17 protein-coding genes and 1 pseudogene are annotated in these 18114 nt (G+C 52.3%); 6 read left to right on the forward strand and 12 right to left on the reverse strand.

What is annotated here, in order from left to right:
• Window positions 1-37: 37 nt before the first annotated feature.
• Entirely contained in the window at window positions 38-523 is a 486-nt protein-coding gene (gene smpB, locus F1E05_RS13135) for an SsrA-binding protein SmpB (RefSeq protein ID WP_150049170.1), read from the reverse strand.
• A gap of 97 nt (window positions 524-620) precedes the next feature.
• Between smpB and F1E05_RS13140 the strand changes: the two genes are divergently transcribed.
• Genes F1E05_RS13140 through F1E05_RS13150 form a run of 3 tightly spaced genes read left to right on the forward strand, consistent with a single transcriptional unit; the run spans window position 621 to window position 2690 of the window.
• Window positions 621-1979 (forward strand): sodium-dependent transporter, encoded by a 1359-nt coding sequence (locus tag F1E05_RS13140; protein WP_150049172.1) that lies wholly within the window; start codon window positions 621-623, stop codon window positions 1977-1979.
• Window positions 1979-2416 (forward strand): type II toxin-antitoxin system RatA family toxin, encoded by a 438-nt coding sequence (locus F1E05_RS13145; protein WP_150049174.1) that lies wholly within the window; start codon window positions 1979-1981, stop codon window positions 2414-2416. Before F1E05_RS13140 ends, F1E05_RS13145 begins: the two co-directional genes overlap by 1 nt.
• Window positions 2406-2690 carry an RnfH family protein gene (locus tag F1E05_RS13150; RefSeq protein ID WP_150049176.1) on the forward strand — a complete coding sequence of 95 codons (285 nt, stop codon included), beginning with the start codon at window positions 2406-2408 and terminating at the stop codon, window positions 2688-2690. Before F1E05_RS13145 ends, F1E05_RS13150 begins: the two co-directional genes overlap by 11 nt.
• Before the next feature lie 85 nt (window positions 2691-2775).
• Here F1E05_RS13150 and F1E05_RS13155 read toward each other — a convergent pair whose 3' ends face one another.
• On the reverse strand, window positions 2776-3258 hold the full coding sequence (locus F1E05_RS13155; RefSeq protein ID WP_190303137.1) for a hypothetical protein: 483 nt from the start codon (window positions 3256-3258) through the stop codon (window positions 2776-2778).
• Window positions 3259-3451: 193 nt separating this feature from the next.
• On the opposite strand from F1E05_RS13155, the pseudogene F1E05_RS20625 reads away from it, so the two are divergent.
• Both F1E05_RS20625 and F1E05_RS13165 read left to right on the forward strand, forming a co-directional pair.
• A pseudogene (locus F1E05_RS20625) lies at window positions 3452-4246 on the forward strand (transposase); the annotation flags it as partial.
• 248 nt (window positions 4247-4494) lie between these two features.
• Window positions 4495-5016 carry a hypothetical protein gene (locus F1E05_RS13165; RefSeq protein WP_150049180.1) on the forward strand — a complete coding sequence of 174 codons (522 nt, stop codon included), beginning with the start codon at window positions 4495-4497 and terminating at the stop codon, window positions 5014-5016.
• A 15-nt stretch (window positions 5017-5031) separates the two neighbouring features.
• Here F1E05_RS13165 and F1E05_RS13170 read toward each other — a convergent pair whose 3' ends face one another.
• The 10 genes from F1E05_RS13170 to F1E05_RS13215 form a co-directional block, all read right to left on the reverse strand.
• Window positions 5032-5433: a hypothetical protein gene (locus tag F1E05_RS13170; protein WP_150049182.1), complete on the reverse strand. Its 402-nt coding sequence runs from the start codon at window positions 5431-5433 to the stop codon at window positions 5032-5034.
• A 247-nt stretch (window positions 5434-5680) separates the two neighbouring features.
• On the reverse strand, window positions 5681-6193 hold the full coding sequence (locus F1E05_RS13175) for a VPLPA-CTERM sorting domain-containing protein (protein ID WP_150049184.1): 513 nt from the start codon (window positions 6191-6193) through the stop codon (window positions 5681-5683).
• 387 nt (window positions 6194-6580) lie between these two features.
• A complete protein-coding gene (locus F1E05_RS13180) occupies window positions 6581-8437 on the reverse strand; it encodes a PQQ-dependent sugar dehydrogenase (RefSeq protein ID WP_150049185.1) in 1857 nt (618 codons plus the stop codon).
• Between the two features lie 408 nt (window positions 8438-8845).
• Window positions 8846-9130 (reverse strand): hypothetical protein, encoded by a 285-nt coding sequence (locus tag F1E05_RS13185; protein WP_150049187.1) that lies wholly within the window; start codon window positions 9128-9130, stop codon window positions 8846-8848.
• 89 nt (window positions 9131-9219) lie between these two features.
• Complete coding sequence (locus F1E05_RS13190) at window positions 9220-10743, reverse strand: PDZ domain-containing protein (protein WP_150049188.1); 1524 nt, start codon at window positions 10741-10743, stop codon at window positions 9220-9222.
• A 91-nt stretch (window positions 10744-10834) separates the two neighbouring features.
• On the reverse strand, window positions 10835-11329 hold the full coding sequence (locus F1E05_RS13195) for a hypothetical protein (protein ID WP_150049190.1): 495 nt from the start codon (window positions 11327-11329) through the stop codon (window positions 10835-10837).
• A gap of 538 nt (window positions 11330-11867) precedes the next feature.
• Window positions 11868-13000 (reverse strand): IS3 family transposase gene (locus F1E05_RS13200; protein ID WP_232056652.1). Its coding sequence is split into 2 segments (ribosomal slippage): window positions 11868-12739 and window positions 12739-13000, totalling 1134 coding nucleotides; the frame shifts between segments, so codons are not numbered across the junction.
• Window positions 13001-13118: 118 nt separating this feature from the next.
• Window positions 13119-13907, reverse strand: a complete 789-nt coding sequence (locus F1E05_RS13205) for a sulfite exporter TauE/SafE family protein (RefSeq protein WP_150049192.1) — start codon at window positions 13905-13907, stop codon at window positions 13119-13121.
• Between the two features lie 452 nt (window positions 13908-14359).
• A complete protein-coding gene (gene eutC / locus F1E05_RS13210) occupies window positions 14360-15142 on the reverse strand; it encodes an ethanolamine ammonia-lyase subunit EutC (RefSeq protein WP_150049194.1) in 783 nt (260 codons plus the stop codon).
• Complete coding sequence (locus tag F1E05_RS13215) at window positions 15139-16527, reverse strand: ethanolamine ammonia-lyase subunit EutB (protein ID WP_150049196.1); 1389 nt, start codon at window positions 16525-16527, stop codon at window positions 15139-15141. Before F1E05_RS13215 ends, eutC begins: the two co-directional genes overlap by 4 nt.
• Window positions 16528-16689: 162 nt before the next feature.
• On the opposite strand from F1E05_RS13215, the gene F1E05_RS13220 reads away from it, so the two are divergent.
• On the forward strand, window positions 16690-18114 hold the full coding sequence (locus F1E05_RS13220) for a flavin monoamine oxidase family protein (RefSeq protein ID WP_150049198.1): 1425 nt from the start codon (window positions 16690-16692) through the stop codon (window positions 18112-18114).

Consider the following 18114-nt stretch of genomic DNA (forward strand, 5'->3'; position numbering starts at 1 on the left):
TAATCCGGAAGAATTTTAGGGCCGGCATCGACTCGAATTAAGCGTGCTTCATCACTCTGGCCTTTTCCCGCTGCCAATCCTTTTCCTTGGCGGTTTGACGCTTATCGTGCAATTTCTTGCCTTTGGCCAAACCGATTTTCAGTTTGGCGCGGCCGCGCACCCAATACATCGATAGCGGAATCAAGGTGTAGCCCTTGCGCTCCACCGAACCGATCAATTTCGACAATTCGCGCTTATGCAACAATAGTTTTTTACGGCGCACCGCGTCGGGATTCACATGGGTAGAAGCCGACAACAGCGGCGACACGTGAGCCCCGCACAACCACGCTTCGCCGCGTTTGATGTCCACGTAACTTTCTTTCAGCTGTATCCTGCCGTCTCTCAAACTCTTGACTTCCCAGCCTTCCAGCACCAAACCGGCCTCGAATTGCTCCTCGATGTAATACTCGTGGGTAGCCTGGCGATTGACGGCTATGGTGTTGTCGGTTTGCTTGCTGTCCTTTTTGGATTTCTTGGCTGCCATGGCGTGCTGCGGATTTTTCCCTGACTGGAATAGATAATTTTGTTATTTTAACCGACCAGCAAGCAAAATAACGACATAATCAACCCGGCTTTGTCCCATGACGCAGACTACCCATTCTATCCACGGCCAATGGTCGTCGCGATTCGCCTTCATTTTAGCGGCCACCGGCTCTGCGGTTGGCTTAGGCAACATTTGGAAGTTTCCTTATATTACCGGCGAAAACGGCGGAGGCGCCTTCGTTTTAGTGTATTTGATCTGCGTGGCCGCGCTGGGAATACCGGTCATGATCGCCGAAATCATGCTAGGTCGCCGCGGCCGGCAAAGTCCCATCAACACCATGGAAACCCTGGCCGAAGAAGCCGGAGTCGATAAACGCTGGCACTACGTAGGCTGGTCCGGCATGATAGCCGGTTTTCTGATACTGGCGTATTACAGCGTGATTGCCGGTTGGTCCATGGCTTATATCACCAAGGCCTTCTTCGGCCAATTCATCAACAGCAGTCCTGAAGAAATTCAGCGACTGTTCGAAAACTTGATGGCAAGCCCCGTGGAGCAGATTTTTTGGCATAGCCTGTTCATGTTTGCCACCATGCACTACGTGATGAAAGGCGTGCAAGGCGGGCTGGAAAAAGCCGTGCGCTTTTTGATGCCGGGATTGTTTTTCATCTTGGTGTTTCTAGTCGGTTACGCGATGGTCGCCGGCGATTACCAGCGCGGCATGGCTTTCCTGTTCACCCCGGATTTCAGCAAAATCGGCGCCGAGGCGATACTCACCGCGATGGGCCAAGCCTTCTTTACCCTGAGCTTGGGCATGGGCGCCATTATGGTATACGGCTCCTACCTACCCAACCACGTTTCCATCGCCAAAACCACCTTCTTCATCGCCGGCGCCGACACCGCCGTCGCCTTGTTGTCCGGCATTGCCATCTTCCCGCTGGTGTTCGCCAACAACCTGGAAGCCGCTGCCGGCCCCGGTTTGATTTTCCAAACCCTGCCGCTGGCCTTCGGGCAAATGACCGGCGGTTGGTTATTCGGTATCTTGTTTTTCGTGTTGCTGTTTTTTGCCGCCCTGTCGTCGTCGATTTCTTTAATCGAACCGGCGGTTGCCTGGTTGGTGGAGAACGAAAACATCGAACGGCATAAGGCCTCGGTCTGGTCGGGTACGGCGTGCTGGGCGGTAGGCGTCGGCGTGGTGTTTTCGTTCAACGTGTGGTCGAACGTCACCTTATTCGGTAAAAACATTTTCGAATTCCTGGACTTTGTCACCGCGAATCTGATGCTACCGTTGGGCGGCATGGCCATTGCGATTTTCTCCGGTTGGTTGATGAAGCGCGAACACGCCGAACACGAATTGGAAGTCGGCCACGAAGCGTTCGAAGCCTGGTATTTCCTGATCAAATATGTCGCACCCGCTGCGGTGTTTCTGGTGTTTTTGCACGTACTCGGAGTCATTTAATGATTTCGGTCGTACAAAAAAGCGCGTTGGTCAAGTTTTCGGCCAAACAAATGTTCGACCTGGTCGACGACATCGAGGCCTATCCGCAGTTTCTGCCCTGGTGCAGCGGCAGCAAGGTACTGCGCCGGGACGGGAATATCGTCGAGGGGCGCATCGACATTGCCAAAGCCGGCTTTCATAAATCCTTTACCACCCGCAACGTAACCGATCCCGGTGGGCGTATCACGATCAGCTTGTTGGACGGCCCGTTCAAGTCGCTGGAAGGCGTATGGAACTTCATGCCCTTACGCGCGGACGCCAGCAAGATTTCTTTGGATTTGGAATTCGAAATCGCCAGCACTTTCGCCGGCTTGGCCTTCGGACCGGTGTTCAACCAAATTTGCAACACCATGGTCGGGGCCTTCACCCAACGGGCCAAAGTCATCTATGGCTGTTGATGAAACTCTGCACATCGAGGTCGCTTACGCAACGTTGGAAAAACAATGCGTCCTCGAACTGAGCCTGCCCGTCGGCTGCAGTGCCGAACAAGCCATCCGGGCGTCCGGCATACTGCACATTTTTCCGGCAATTGACCTAACGACTCAAACGATCGGGATTTTCGGCCACATCTGCCAACTAGAGCAAACCTTGCAAGACGGCGACCGGGTGGAAATCTACCGGCCGCTGACGCAGGACCCCATGGCTGCGCGCCGGAATCGGGCGCAGCGCTAAGCGCAATCACCCGGATTAAGCCCCCTCCAGCCGCCACTCCCTTCAGGTCGGGACATTCGCCCCATCACGCCAAGCCGGCCGGCAGCTATTGCAGCAACCCTAAATCGGACAGCGCGTCGACCACCATGCCGGTACCGACCGCGATCATCAAGATATCCGACGCTACCCTGACGTAACGGTAACCTGCCGGCGGGTAGCCGATTTGGCTGACAATCGCCGGCGGCAAATCGTAATAGACTACCTCGCGCGGTAAGGGACGCCCCACCACCCAACGTTTGTGCTGACCTGGCGGCACGCAACCGTTATGTTTTTTCTTCAAACCCGGCGGGCAACGGCCGCCGTTGAATTCGTCTCGGTAGTAATTGTGGATAATCAGTCGGTGTTGATCCGAAAAGTACTTTTCCTCGCGACGGTCTTCTTCCCGCCGTTTTTCGTGATGCGACTTTTGTTTGTGCTTGCCCTCGTTGCCGTGCCCCGAATGCTTGTCCGCCAGTACGGGCAGACTGCAACTAAGCGCTAGCAAGGCAGTGCAAACAGGCGTTAAAAATCGTTTTGATGTCGCGTTCATAGATAACCCCATGGTGAAAAATTGTTTTAAATGCGAATCCGCAAGAACCTAGGACAGGTCAATTCGGCGTTGCGGCTGTACACGTTAGTAGATCGTCCCATTAATTATGGTTACAGGTTTATCCTGAATTGTCAGGATCCTCCTATTATTCTAATTGGCGGGTGATTATGGGACGTAAAAGTGAGCGAGCGGCTCTGAGGAGGCTAAGGCCTGGGTGGTCAGTATCGCTTGCATCCAGCTGAAGGAACTGGGGCTGGCCGCGGAATTGTGGAGGCTCTCGGCCTTGGCGCGCTATGTGTGCGAACACGCGGAGTCGGTAGGGTTCCCGCGTCTTGCCAGGGCCGGTAAAAGTACGGTTTGGCGGATTCTCGACGAGAACGAACTGAAGCCGCACAAGATCCGTTACTACTTGGAAAAGCCCGCCCCCGATTTCGACCGGAAGATGCGCGAGGTGCTGATCGCCTATCGCGACGTTTCGCTCTATGCCGAAGCTAGCCTTCAGGATGGGGCTAACCCCGGTTTACACGGTCAGCGTCGATGAGAAGTCTGGGGTTCAAGCCATCGGCTTAACGGCTCCCGATTTGCCGCCGGTTCCCGGTAAGGCGCCAACGGTTAGCCGGGATTACGAATATATTCGGCACGGCACCGTAGCTGCGAATTCATTGCGTTGCTCCGGTCGATCGATGCCTACTACCCGCCGCAGGCCGTCATCCGTGTCGTTCTGGATAACCATTCGCCGCACATCTCCAAGGAAACCATGGCTTATTTGGCCACGCGGCCGGGGCGGTTTGAGTACGTTCACACCCCCAAACACGGTTCCTGGCTCAACCTGATCGTGCGCCTTCTCGAAAATGGCCCGAACCTTCCTCCGTCATATCCGCGTCTCCCCGTTGCTGAACTCATGGCGCGCATCCTGAAAGGGATTGCTGAAATGAATGCCGCGCCGGTCGTTTTCCGCTGGAAAAAGTTCGACTTGGAGCTTGCTTAATTAGTCAATATATTCATGGAACGAACTACTAATTTCCAGGGAATTAGTTCGAATACCCTATTTCGCTTTAATAACCAGATTAACGCCTTTTTTGATTCGTACGTTTTACACAGTGCAGTTTGACGGCAAATTGCCGGAGTTTACGGAGGAACCTTCGGGGAGTGTTGAACAATTACGATTTTTTCTTGACTTCTCCTATCTTCGGGGAATAGATAGTGCTTTCTGTTGTTGAATACAGGAGAAGCACTATGCAAATCAAAGATTCCTACTTAAACGCTGCCACCCCCACTTCGATCGCTGCTATCGTTTCCGCCATCGATAAAGATGTCGAGCATGGCGAAGACATTTTAATGCTTGGCTACAGCCTGGTTCTTATGGCGCCGATTTTCGCCCCCATTGCCCCGCCGCAAGTGCTGTTACCGTTAATGGCGTTAGTGTTTGCCGTATCGGTATGGCGGGCAAGGGCGAACTTTCTGGCTATTCGCGACAAACTGCTGCAAGCCATAAACGCTGACCAATGCCGCGACTGGTCGCGGTTAAACCCTATCGTCCAGGTATTTTCCGAACATCCCAAGCAACCTTTAAGCCAAGGATTTAATCCGCTCAAAAACGGCATGCGTACCGCTCGTAGCGTATTAGGCGCCTTAATGATCAACCCGCTGTGGATGCCGATTTTTTATACGCTGGGATTGCAGTTCTCGGAGGAACAACAGCTATCGCTATTAAACAAGGCAGTGTTAGCGGTTGAACAACGCTGGGGCAATCATTAAAACTATCAAGCGCAATTATTGAACCCGAATCAAATAGCCGTCGGTATGTATACAGTTAGGCTTGGTGTGCGCCGTAACGCTTAGCCTAACAAAGCCGTGTTGGAACGGCCTATCCAATTTACCGCTTACCTCAAAACGGCCACTCCGCTGCGGTGTAATGACCAATTGCTTGGCATTGAAATGGTATTTATTCGTCCCGGCGCTAACGTTAACTTCTATCGATGCAGGCGTCGTATTTGCAGACGCAACAAAGGAAAACTCCCGGAACTGTTGCACGTACTTGTTTGCCGCCGGATCGAAATTCGAAAATTCCGGTTTATCGCAACGGACCGAACCGGACCCGCTACCGTAAGCCAATACTTGCCCCGGCAACGCGCCGATTAACAAGCCCATCAGCAACCCACTAAATTTTTTCATATGCCCCCTCTTTGCTAGTTGTAGTTTTGCACTAAGAGTACCAAAAAATACTGAACAGCTCCCGAGAGAGGCGATTCAGGCCATCAGATTTAGCACATGTTATCGTATTGAACCGGAACAATGGCATGCAATGCAGAGTATCTACGGGGCTGTCCCGGTCAAACGGACTTAACTGCAAATCTCCGGGCAAAAAAAAGCCCGAGTAAAGCGAAAACCGCTTTACTCGGGCTAACTGCTTGACAACAGTTTATGCGGCTACGACTTTTTTGCGTCTATCCGCGTAGAGTAATCCCAATAACGCGCTGGTCATCAGCCATACGGACGCCGGCAAAGGCACTACCGGACCGCCGCCTTGATCCACCGAAGGCATGATGTCGAAACCGTACAGAAAATGCAGGTTGTTACCCAAAGGATAACTGGTAGCGAATACCAATAAATAGGTATTAGCCGCAGGTAACAGCGTTGCGCCGGCTTCGCTAATCCAGCCGTCGCTAGTCCACAAGCCGATTTGGAACGGATCGGTTTCGGTTATGGAACCCAAACCGGTAAAGGTCGACAGCGGAGCATCGCTACTCAGATCGGCGTCAATGGAGAAGATGCCGAACAAGTCCGAGGACGGAAACGGGAAGGAAGCCGAGCTGAACGAGATGAAGTTACTCGTTCCGTCAGTAGACTCCCAATTGATACCCGCGGAACTTGCTGTAGACACGGCGAATAAACATATCGCCAACCACGTTTTGATAGATACAATCACATTCATGGATTTTCACCTCTTAAGAGTTAACGTTAACGATAAGCCGTCCGAGGCTAGATTTCTCTAATGCTCGTTATCAATCCAAGAAAACAAGCGTTAGAAAAAACCAGACGCTAAAAATTCGCCTTGCTGGTCGTTGAATTTGCAAACAGAATTCATGCCAGATGAAAAATAAACTTAAATTCAATGGCATAAACCGGATCGCATTTACAATGTAGCACATTGGTTTACATTACCGTCATGTTAAAGCCCTTAATTGGCACAAATCGCACCACTTTAATACAACTTTCATCAACCTTCCCATCCGCATCCAAGATTGACGCCTCGTTCGAACACTTTCCTACCCGGCACTCAACTTAACAAACGGCGCAAACACATGCATGCGCATGGCTATCAGTCCGCCACGGGCGGCACGATCTTTTTTACGACGCCGGTTTCCAGATAATGCCCTTCGGAGTCACGCGGCGCGGGCACTCCGCTGGTGTTACCCAACACATACAGCTCGCCGTTGGCGTCCTGTGCAAAACCGTATATCGACATACCCACCGCCGCATCGTTTGCCAAACGGAATTCGACGACGGTCTTTTGCGTACCGGATGATTTGCTCGGATTTTTCTCAAGCAGGTAAAACAAACGCCCGGCGTTTTCCGGCTCGGAACTGGCAAATGCCTTGGCATAATCGCCGAATACGTAACGTGCCCGTAACGATCGGATGGCTTTCCCGCGATAGACAAACCCAGCGACTATCCCCAGCCCTTCGTCATGGTCGTATTGTGCCAGCGGATCGGTTAATCCGTTAGGCTCATCGCTGCGGCACAGCCTGCTATCGCTGACGTAACCCGCTCCACTACCGTCGCTGCCATTAGGTAGAAAAAAGAAACTACCTTCTTTGTAGGCCCAGCCGTAATTGCGGCCTTTTTTGACCAAATCGATTTCTTCGATCTTGTTTTGACCGACATCCCCGGCAAACAAATTGCCGTTAGCCTTGTCGAACGAAAAGCGGTAAGGATTGCGAAAGCCGTAAGCCCAAATTTCGTCGCAAGTTTTAGCGCCTCCGCTGCAAGCCGCGTCGCCACCCTTGCTTTTTTTGGTTGTGAACGGATTGGAAGCCGGAATGCCGTATTGGCCGTTTTGCGCCGATCTTTTCAGCGGATTAATCCGCAAGATTTTGCCCAATACGCTGGCTAAATCCTGGCCATTACCGATGCTTGGATTGTGCCCGCCGATAGCGTCTTGATCATTGGCCATGCCGCCGTCGCCCATGGCGATATACAGCATGCGGTCGCGGCCGAAGTGCAAGGCGCCGCCGTTATGATTGAATTGCGGATGCTCGGCGCGCAACAACACTCGACGAGGGCCGGACACTTTGGGATGCAAGGCCTTGGGATCCTCGACCTTCCATTCCGATACCACGTTGATGTGATCCGGCGTGTTGCCGCCGCTCAGATTGTGCAAAACGAAATCCGCGCTACCGGCTACGTAAGGCTCAGAGGTAAAGGTATAGAGCAAGCCGTTTTTCTTATAGCCGGGATGAAACGCCAACCCCAACAAACCGCGTTCGTCGTAACCAGGCAATTCCGGGATAGGGTTGCCGAAGTTAGTAACCAGCAGGGCCGACAGATCCAGAAGCAAGTCTTTGCTTTGATCAGTTAAATTGATCGCCCAAATTTTGCCTATCGTGTCGGTGACGAACAAATGCCGCTTGTCTCCGGGAGCGGCAGTCCCGCCATTCGGCGCTACCAAACCGCCACCGCTAGCCACGGTTTGCAGCGCAATGCTGGCGGTGGTTTCTTTATCTACGGTTTTGGGAATCGGATCTAAATTGACCGCATCGGTTTCCGAGCAGGTAGCAGGCACAACATCCGCGTCAACGATGATGCTCCCGGTCATGCCTATCGACGCATGCACTTTACAATAATAGGGATAAGTGCCCGCCGTGGTAAACGCCGTCGGTTTGGTAAAGGTAAATCCGGAATTACTGCTCAGCCCGGAATCCCAGTTGTCGTCCGGATTGGCACTACAGCTTGCGCCGGTACAACTGCCGGAGGTTGTGGTATGCGGATTGGCAGTATCCTGCCAAACCCATTGCACCGAATCGCCGATTTTGACGTGCAGGGTAGCGCTTTGAAAACGATTGTCTTTAACGCCGACTGTCAGCGTATCCGCATCCGCCGCAAGCGTGGAATACAACAATACGAGCAGCAACCCCAGTTGCGCCCGGAACATCGTCATGAATCTTAGGTATCGCATGATGACTCTCCTCGAACACCTGGGCGTTCAGTAATCGGTCGAGCCTTCACTGGCCGGAATGATCCTTTTAGTTGCAGGAAGCCAAAGCCGAGAGCTTAGCGGTCACGTGCCCGCTCGCCCCGGATGTGTCACGCCTCATATCCGGTTCTTGCTATTCGCATCTTCCTGATGCTCACCCTGCGGGCCGCACCTTTGGGTTCGGCTTGACCGCCATGGATGGCGGACATGCAGATCTTGCAGGAGCAAAAATCTGCCTTCCAGACCCTGTCTCGCAACAACGCCCTTGCCGTTTCCCTAGCCTTCGGCTCTACGAAAACCTGACTGCCGGACTTTCACCGACATAGTAACGGACCATAACCGGCATGCAAATGCGCAGCGTAGCTTTTGCCGGTCAAGTTTACCCGCTGGCTAGCAGTTGCCGTGGCCATAATGTTCTTTCAGATGTTGAAGCCACAATTTCAGAGTTTCCTTTGCTGGGGTTATTTTTGACTCAAACTCTGCTTTTTCAAAGTAGCCCTCGGTTTCAATATCGCGCTCATGATTTCGAAGCTCTAGGCGCACGCTGTAAGGCACACCTTCCAACGCTTCAATAGTGTTGGATAGGAACTTCACAAATTCCGCTCGCGTCACTTCGTTTCGCTCGTATGCGGCGAGATATCCTTCCAGGCGTTCAAGTACCGAGAGGTTCGACATAGAAACTGCTAACGCAAAGCTCAGCCGCGTAGCGTTAGCGGAGTCGGCTGGAGCGTTGGGTTAGACGGGAATGCATTAATTAATGCCTTTTATAATCTTACTTGACCAAAGGCAACCAATTGGGTGATAGTTGCCCCTGCTGATTTTCCAGGTTTTACAGCCAATTCCATTTTTTGGCCTTCCCTAACCAGTCTTATCAAAAATGGGTGATCTGGGCTACGCCCTAAAGCCATTGATATGTCAGTAGGTTCAATCAATGGTTTATCATCAATACCTATCAATATATCATCAAGATGAAAACCGCTTTTTGAAAACAACCCCTTTTTATCAATATCCATAATCATGAAACCAAGGCTTTCCCCAAATTCATCAGGATTTTTTAATCGATGAATTGATGCGCTCAAATACTTTTGCATATTGTCGGGCAATCCTTTAAGTTTGGCTGCACGCTCAAAATAAATAATTGCATTCTCACCATCGGCTTCTGCATATGATGTGTATGCTAGACTTAATAACTTCGATATATCTTTTTCTTCGGGGTCAAGTTTTTTATTTTTGCGCCCATAAATCTCAGCTTCTGTTAATGACTCGCTTAACCCTATAGTTCTACGCATCATTTTTATGTAGGGGTCATTAATTGTGGCTGAAATATATTTGTCGGTAGCCGCATTTAGCTTTGAGCTAGCTTCTGTTAAGACTTTAACTTTGTCTTTATGATAATCGAGGGATTTTTGCGTAAGTAGCTTAGCTCCCTCAACTCCCCTGATAATAGGTACGTCCTTAATGCCAGCCGTTCCAAGTCCGAGTTGAAACGGCAACAATTCTTCGTCATTACGCGCCAAAAGCACAACAGTAGAAACTACTGTACATAATTCAATTTTAACGCTGGCTAGTTTCTCAGCACGTTGAGAGGTTATGTTTGCATAGGATTCTGTGTCGCTGTAATTTAGCGACACAGTATGCTGTACGCTTTCAACATATCTTTGTAAATAATCCAATGCTAAAGCGATGTGCTCATACGCACTTCTGAATTTCGAAATATCATTTTCGCCTAATGTTAGTAAATCGTTCTGATGAGCTTTCCATGTGCTATCTGAAATTGGGAATTTTTCTATGAGGGATTTAATGTACGAATGGTAATCACGATAATGATTTTTTACCCTTTCTCTAAAAGACAATTCTGTTTCATTAACCCTTCTTTTCTCATATTTCTCAAAAGGCTGTAACAAAGTGTCGTCTTCTATGGCGGTTAGCAGTGTCCCGATTGTTTGGACATCTGAACCAAGTTCATTAAATACAGCCGAAAAAGCGGCATTGGCACGTTCATTTAGTGTTTTTTGTATAGCAGTTCCTTGGTTTTCTCTATGAGCATAAAGGTTTTGCAATCCTTGCAACAGGAATCCAAGTAGAACAATTGTTAGGGTGATAATGAATCCATGACTGAGGATGACGTGAACAATACCAGCCCCTGCTTCTTTGGACACTTCAGGGATAATTTTTGCTTTTATGAGAACTTTAAATAGGCTAAACAAAAGGAATAGAGCAAAACCAGCCAACACCAGTGGATGGGTTAAAAATGGAGCTATTTTTGCGAATTCAATATTTGTATTCATAAAAGCAGTTTGTATTTGTGTAAAGTAGTATCAACGCTAACAGAGCCTAACGCCCAGCGAAGCGTCCCTTTGAGCGCCGCGTCATGCGAATTTACCTTTTTTCCTTCGCCCATTCTCTTAGCTGCTGTATTTTGGTCGATGCATCATTGGTGTTGTATAAAGAAAACGAACCAGAGCAATTACCTACTAACCCGTTTGATTCTTTGCTAATAAAAATCACATATTCCCAGCCGGGCCGAAGGTCCAGCATGCAGTTCCCATTGGTGAAGGGTAATTCTTTTAGGAAATTTGGAGAAAACTTTTTTCCTTTAAATATTTCCTTTTCTTCGAAAGAGACGCGGACATATTCCCCATCAGCCATATCAATGATGTCAGAATTAGCATTTTCTAATTCACTAGCATCCCTAATTTCTGAGACAGTGATTTTTACATGCGCCACATAGTCGGCTTTGTTAAATCGGCTTTGCTCTGTTTCGCCACTTGCACATTTACAGGCCAAGACAGCTTGCACTGGAAGTAAAGCCAGAATAAAAGCTATAAAAATCGCTGGAAAAATTTTAAACATCGTCCTGGAGGTGCCGCGCATAACTTATAAGCATTTATACGTCATGTAGAGCATGACGTATAAATGTTGTTGAACTAAACCGCCCTTGTTAAGGCTAGCTTCCAGGTTATTCTTCATAGTAAGGGGATTGTATTGCGGGGCCTTGTGGTTGTCGATCAAAATAAGGCTCGACAAGGATAGGATTTGATCTTGGACCGGCTTATTTTCTTCCACAAACTGTGATCTCTGCGCCTTGAGCATTGAGTGAAAGACTTAACAACAACGCCAAATGTGCTGTTACGAGTATGGTGAAACGCTGATTCATCAAGTCCTCCTGATTGCGCCTAACGATAAGGGTAACTTGATGGCAAAAGCGTAGCGACGATAGGAGCGTAGCTTTGGCCGGTCAAGTTGACCCGCTGGTTAGAACTCTTAATAGCTAACAACATCGGTGCAAGTTTCATAAGCGGGCAACCCATCTTTTAACCAAAAATATTCAATACAATTTGGCTTTCCATAGAAGTGGCCCCATTGGTTTGAACAGTAAATCGATGATTTAAAGTGAAATCCCTGCCATGGTTTAGGCGGCCAACTTGAGGGTTGGCACCCCATCGTTATACGCCTGATGAGGCGTTTTTCGTTTCAAACTGGAATGCGGTCGTTCGTGGTTGTACCACTCGAAATAATCCAGGATTGAAGCGCGGGCTTGGCCGACGGAATCGTAGGCATGCAGGTAAACCCGCTCGTATTTGACCGATCGCCATAGGAGCTCAACAAAGACATTATCCCGCCAAGCACCCCGACCGTCCATACTGAGCAGACAGCCCTGACCTTTCACGGCATCGACAAACGCCTTGGCGGTAAACTGGCTGCCTTGGTCAGTGTTGACGATATCCGGCTTGCCGTAGCGCTTGAAAGCCTGTTCCAGCACGTCCACCGCATGACAGGCTTCCAGCGTAATCGCCACCTTGGCGGCCAGGACTTTGCGAGTGGCCCAGTCGACGACCGCCGTTAAATACGCGAATCCTTTGGCCAGCGGGATGTCGGTGGTATCTAGCGCCCAGACCTGATTGGCACGGTTGATGGTCATGCCCCGCAGCAAGTAGGGATAGATTTCATGCCCCGGCGTCTTCTTGCTGGTATTGGGTTTGCAGTACACGGCTTCGATGCCCATTTTCGCCATCAAGGTTTTCACATGCTTGCGGCCAATCGGGATGCCTTGCCGATTCAGCTGATCCCGTAACTGGCGAGCGCCCATGAATGGGTGTTTCAGGTGCAGTGCGTCGAGTCGGCGCATGATGTCAAATTCGCGCTCCGGAACCGGCTTGGGCAGGTAGTACACACTGCCGCGACTGATGCCTAATAGCTTGGCCTGCCGACCAATCGGCAATTTGGATTGACGGTCGATCATCGCTTTGCGCTCAGCAATCCCGCCTGGGTGAGCGCGCCTTCTAAAAAATCGTTCTCCAATGTCAGTTGACCGATTTTCGCGTGTAGGGCTTGCAGATCGACGGGTGGCGATTCCGGCTCCGCGGGCTTCCCAAACACCTCGGCGGCCCGCTCGCTCAGCTGCTTCTTCCAATCGACAATCTGATTTTGATGAACCTCGAATTCCTGGGTCAACTGCCCCAAGGTTTTATCGCCCGCCAAGGCCGCCAGGGCGACTTTGGCTTTGAAGACCGGTGAATGTTTTCTTCGCGGTTTTTTAGACATCTTCTGCTCCATTGCTTTGTCCTTACGGACGTTCAAAAGTAGCAGGTCTTTCACTTAATCGGTTGTTCAATTTTTCGGCACCACCTCTCAAACTGAGTTGACACCTTGAAAGGGCTGCTCATGCGTGGTTCCAAACCTTTACCGCTGAGAGCAACAAAATACCAGCCAGCAGCGGAAGCAAGATATGGGTTGGAATAACGCCCAGCAACTGACTGCCAATGAATGCGCCCAAGAACGACCCCGCCACCATGAACACGACGAAACGGCGCTCAGTGCGAATGACGGAAAAACTTTGGTCTCGGCTGTAACGTGAAAAACCAACAATCATCGTAGGCAGGCTTACGGCAAGCGAAAGACTACCAGCGAGCTTAATGTCGGCACCAAAGAGCAACACGATGGTTGGAATAAGCAACTCGCCGCCAGCGACCCCCATGAGTGAGGCAACAACGCCAATGCCAAAACCGGCGTTAGCGCCAGCAATGACTAGCGGCATCCCGGTAAGCGACACTGCCGAAGAAGCAGACGTGCCGTGACCAAAGACCAAGACAAACGCAATTACCACCAAGAGTACGGCCAGCACACGATAGAGAACGTGCGACTTCAGTTTTGTTGCCCAATCGGCACCGAACCACGCCCCGGCAAGACTGCCAGCCAGAAGAGTAAAGATGATATTGGCGTGTTCAAGCAACTGTTGGAACGGAACTGACGATGCGCGGAAGGGCAAAGCGGACGCAACGACGGCGAGGCTCATGGCCTTGTTGAGGATGACTGCCGGCAAAGCGGAATAACCAAAGACCCCAATGAGAAGAGGAAGACGGAATTCGGCACCTCCGAGGCCAATAAGTCCTCCAAGTGTGCCAACGGCGGCACCAGCACTTGTACTCAAAATGAGGTTTTTGGATTTCATAAGCAGTGAAGAGATAAAGAAACCTAGTACTTAGATAGTTCCGTATATCTACTACGAAACCTGTGTAGCCACAATATTTTTTGATTCGCAAGACTTTTTCCCGACTGTATATCATCCAAACTGCGCCGAATGCCGATGGCACGATTGCCATGCTAGCCGCTCCCGCATCCTCTCCGTCCGGCATTCGGAACGCGACTCGAGCAGTGCGGGTGCCGGGCTGCCGCAATTTTCTAGCGTAACTTAGTCCGAAAATCGCTACGCAATCGCCCGCAGGCTTACAGGGTTTGGCGGTGTATCGGCTCTACCAACGTTACCGATGAGAAATACTTTGCCGCGGATAGCGGCTTGTAAATCGCGGCGGAGTACCGCTGCCGCCGTCAATGAATCCGCTTAATACCGGTAGTCACGCGTTCAACGGTTTAGCCGTCGAATAGGAGTCCGCCCCAAACGCGCTAAGGCTTGGCCGCTATCAACTTCGTATCGCCCGCTACTAGCGCCGGCGGCATATCGTCTTTCAGCGCGACGCCGGAAATACCCTTAAGCAGCGCCGCTTCGGACAAATAACGCAAGGTGGCCGCCGCCGCGGCGTAACTCAATCCGTGCGGCGGGCGGATGTTGGAAATGCAGTTGCGCTCGGCGTCGGTTTTACCGGGCTGCGGCGCGTAAGTCAGATAAATGCCCAAGCTGTCGGCGGCGCTCAGCCCCGGCCGCTCTCCGACCACGATGACCGCCAGCCGGGCGCCGAGCAGCGCACCGATTTCGTCGGCAACTGCCACCCGCGCGTCCGCCAGCAAACACAATGGGGCAATTTGCAAACCGGCTTGCCGGTAAGCCTGTAATACGGCCTGCAACAAACCCGGCGCGTGCGCCTCGACCGCGCTGGTCGACAAGCCGTTGCTGACGATCAATGTCACGTCAACCGGTTGTAACAGCTTGTCCTTTGCAGCCGCTAAGTGCTGATGACTCTCGGCTGCCAATTGCCGGCCCAGGTCCGGCCGCCGCAGATAAACCTGCCGGTCGCCGGCCTGGGTAGCCAAAATCAGGCTAGGCATGTCCATGGCCGCGACCGATTCGGCCAAGGCTTGGGGCGACCACGCTTGCAACACAGCATCTCGAGCAGCCGCGTGCGCCAGTTGAAACTCCAGTTGTGCGGCGGTCGGCAGCGCACAACCGGCCCGGCCTTGACCGATGCGGGCTTGCGTATATCGGCGCAATACCTGCCAAGGATCGTTCACGAAGCGTGCTCCACCAAGTCCGAAAAGCCTTGCAACAACGGTGTCTGCAAGCGCCTGTCCGCTAAACGGTTTTCGCCGTCGAAAATTCCCATTTGTTCCAGCCAAGCCTCGAACTCCGGCGCCGGCCGCAAACCCAGCACCTGGCGCAAGTACAGGGCGTCGTGAAACGAGGTGCTTTGATAAGCCAGCATCACGTCGTCCGCGCCCGGCACGCCCATGATGAAGTTGCAGCCGGCAACGCCGAGCAGGGTCAACAAATTGTCCATGTCGTTTTGGTCGGCCTCGGCATGATTGGTGTAGCAAATGTCGCAACCCATCGGTAAGCCCATCAACTTGCCGCAAAAATGGTCTTCCAGGCCGGCCCGGATGATTTGCTTGCCGTCGTACAAATATTCCGGGCCGATAAAACCGACCACGCTATTGACCAGGAAGGGCTGAAATTCGCGCGCCACCGCGTACGCTCTGGCCTCGCAGGTTTGCGCATCTACGCCGTGATGGGCGTTGGCGGACAAGGCGCTGCCTTGCCCGGTTTCGAAATACATCAACTGCGCGCCGTCCGGACCTCGATTTAGACTTTCGGCCAGCGCTTTAGCTTCGCGCAGCAAGGCTAAATCGATGCCGAAACCGGCGTTGGCGGCCTCGGTACCGGCGATGGATTGAAACACCAAATCGACTGGTGCACCGCGTTGCATCAAGGCCATGCTGGTGGTGACGTGGCTGAGCACGCAGGCTTGGGTGGGAATGTGTTGGCTCTGGATCAATTCGTCGAGCAGCTGCAGCAAACCGCGCACGTTGTGCAGATTGTCGGTAGCCGGATTGATGCCGATCACCGCATCGCCGCTGCCGTACATCAAGCCGTCCAGTATCGCCGCGGCGATGCCTTTGCTGTCGTCGACCGGATGGTTGGGCTGCAGGCGGGTGGAAAGCCTGCCCGGCAAGCCCACCGTGCTGCGAAAGCGGCTGACTACGGGCCTGCGTTTGGCGACTGCGATCAGATCCTGATTGCGCATGAGTTTGCTGACCGCCGCCAACATCTCCGGCGTTAGCGCGGCGGTCAAAACGGTTAAATCGGTGGATTCGGTCAACAAATGCTCGCGTAATTCGCCGACCGTCATCAGCGCCAGCGGCTTAAACGCCGCGGAATCCTGTTGTTCGAAAATCAGGCGGCTTACCTCGTCCCGTTCCGGCTCAATCAAAGGCTCTTCGATGAAACGGCAAAGCGGCACCTCAGCCAGCAAGCGTTGCGCTAAAGCGCGCTCCACTTCGGATTCGGCCGCCAAGCCGGCCAATTCGTCGGCGGCTCGGCGCGGCGAAGCTTTTGCCAGCAATGTCCGCAAATTTGCGAAATGGTAGTTTTTTCCGTTTAACTGAGTCGAAAAAGCCATAATTATGTTCGCTAGAAAGCCGAGCGCCGAGCTTAGCGACGGCAGATGACAGCCGGATGACACACCCAAGGGACGACACGCTGCAGAAGACTGCGTTTCACATCGTTGCCATATACTGCTTATAAACTTTCATACTTCTATTCACAAGCGTTGCCATAGGTTATGAATTTGCGGTTGAAACCTCTGCTCGTCGTTACCCTGACGGTTCGCTTGTGGTATTGCGCGCCGGCTGTAGCGAGCGAAGCCGAAGCCGACGTGCTGATCGTCGGCGCCGGTTTGTCCGGTTTGACCGCCGCTTACCGGCTCAAACAAGCCGGCCGCTCGGTATTATTGCTGGAAGCGACGCCCCACGTCGGCGGACGCATCCGTACCGCACAGTATGAAAACGGCCGGTACGCGGAACTCGGCTTGGAAGAATTCTGGGATAACAATCCGGCGATCCCTATTTTCAGAGAACTCGGCGTCCCTTTGGAAACCTCGTACAGCGGCTTTTCCAGCTTTATCCACCAAGGCCGCTTGGTTCCGTTCGTTCAGGATAGCAATTCGGAATTCGTCGGCGCATTCGCCGGGGCGCAACAGGTGCCGGCATTTCGCGCCTGGGACGCACGCATGGCACAGCTTTACCGGCAATTGCAAACTCGCCCGCTAACCCGGGAATTATTGGATCTTCAACAAATTTCGTTTGCCGATTGGGTGCGCGGCAGCGGGTTGCCGAGTGCGCTGCAAGACATGATACGCATCGAAACGGAGCCGGAATACGGAGTGTCTTGGGAAAAAATCAGCGCGTTGGACGGCATCGCCGAATGGCATTTGTTTTCCGGAGACGGAGTAACCCCCTACCATGTCGTCGGCGGCAATCAACGCGCTGCGTTGGCATTGGCAGACGCGATAGGCCGCGGCTCGATTCGCCTGAACCAACTGGTGACCCACGTCAGCGCCGATGAGAAGGGCGTTGAAGCGATCTCGGTCGATCAAAGCGATTTTAGCCAGCACACATTTCACGGCGGTCGGATTATCCTGGCCATCCCGTTATTTCGGCTGGCCGACCTGCAGTTTTCCCCACCGTTGACCGCCGAACGCCGGCAAGCGATCGCCAGCCAAGCAAGCGGCGCTTACTTCACCGCCCACGTGCAGGTCGATAAAGCCGCTTCCCGCTTCTGGCATGTAAACGACATCGACGTTTTGCCGATCTTGAGCGACGGCCCGCTGGGGGTCATTTACGGCGGTCACGGCGGCGACAGCAACACCGCGATGCTGAATCTTTTGATAACCGGCAACTACGCCGAACGCTTCAATTCGCGCGGGCTAACGGCGGACGAAACCAAACAAGCATTGACCGATGCCTTCGAATCCTTGTGGCCGGGCTTCGCGGCTTCCATAAAACAAATGGTTTTCCACCGCTACCATCCGCGCGCCATAGCGGCATGGCCGATAGGCCGCTCGCGCTTCGACGCATTATCGGACAGCCTGCGGCAACCGCAAGGCCGCGTGTGTTTCGCCGGCGACTTTACCGAGGACAGCCATTCAAACGGCGCTGCCGAAGCGGCGTTGCGTTGCGTGCGCGATAGCTTGGCTATCCACGATTAA

Origin of the sequence: Methylomonas rhizoryzae (genome assembly GCF_008632455.1) — a bacterium.
In the GTDB taxonomy this organism is placed as follows: Bacteria; Pseudomonadota; Gammaproteobacteria; order Methylococcales; family Methylomonadaceae; genus Methylomonas; species Methylomonas rhizoryzae.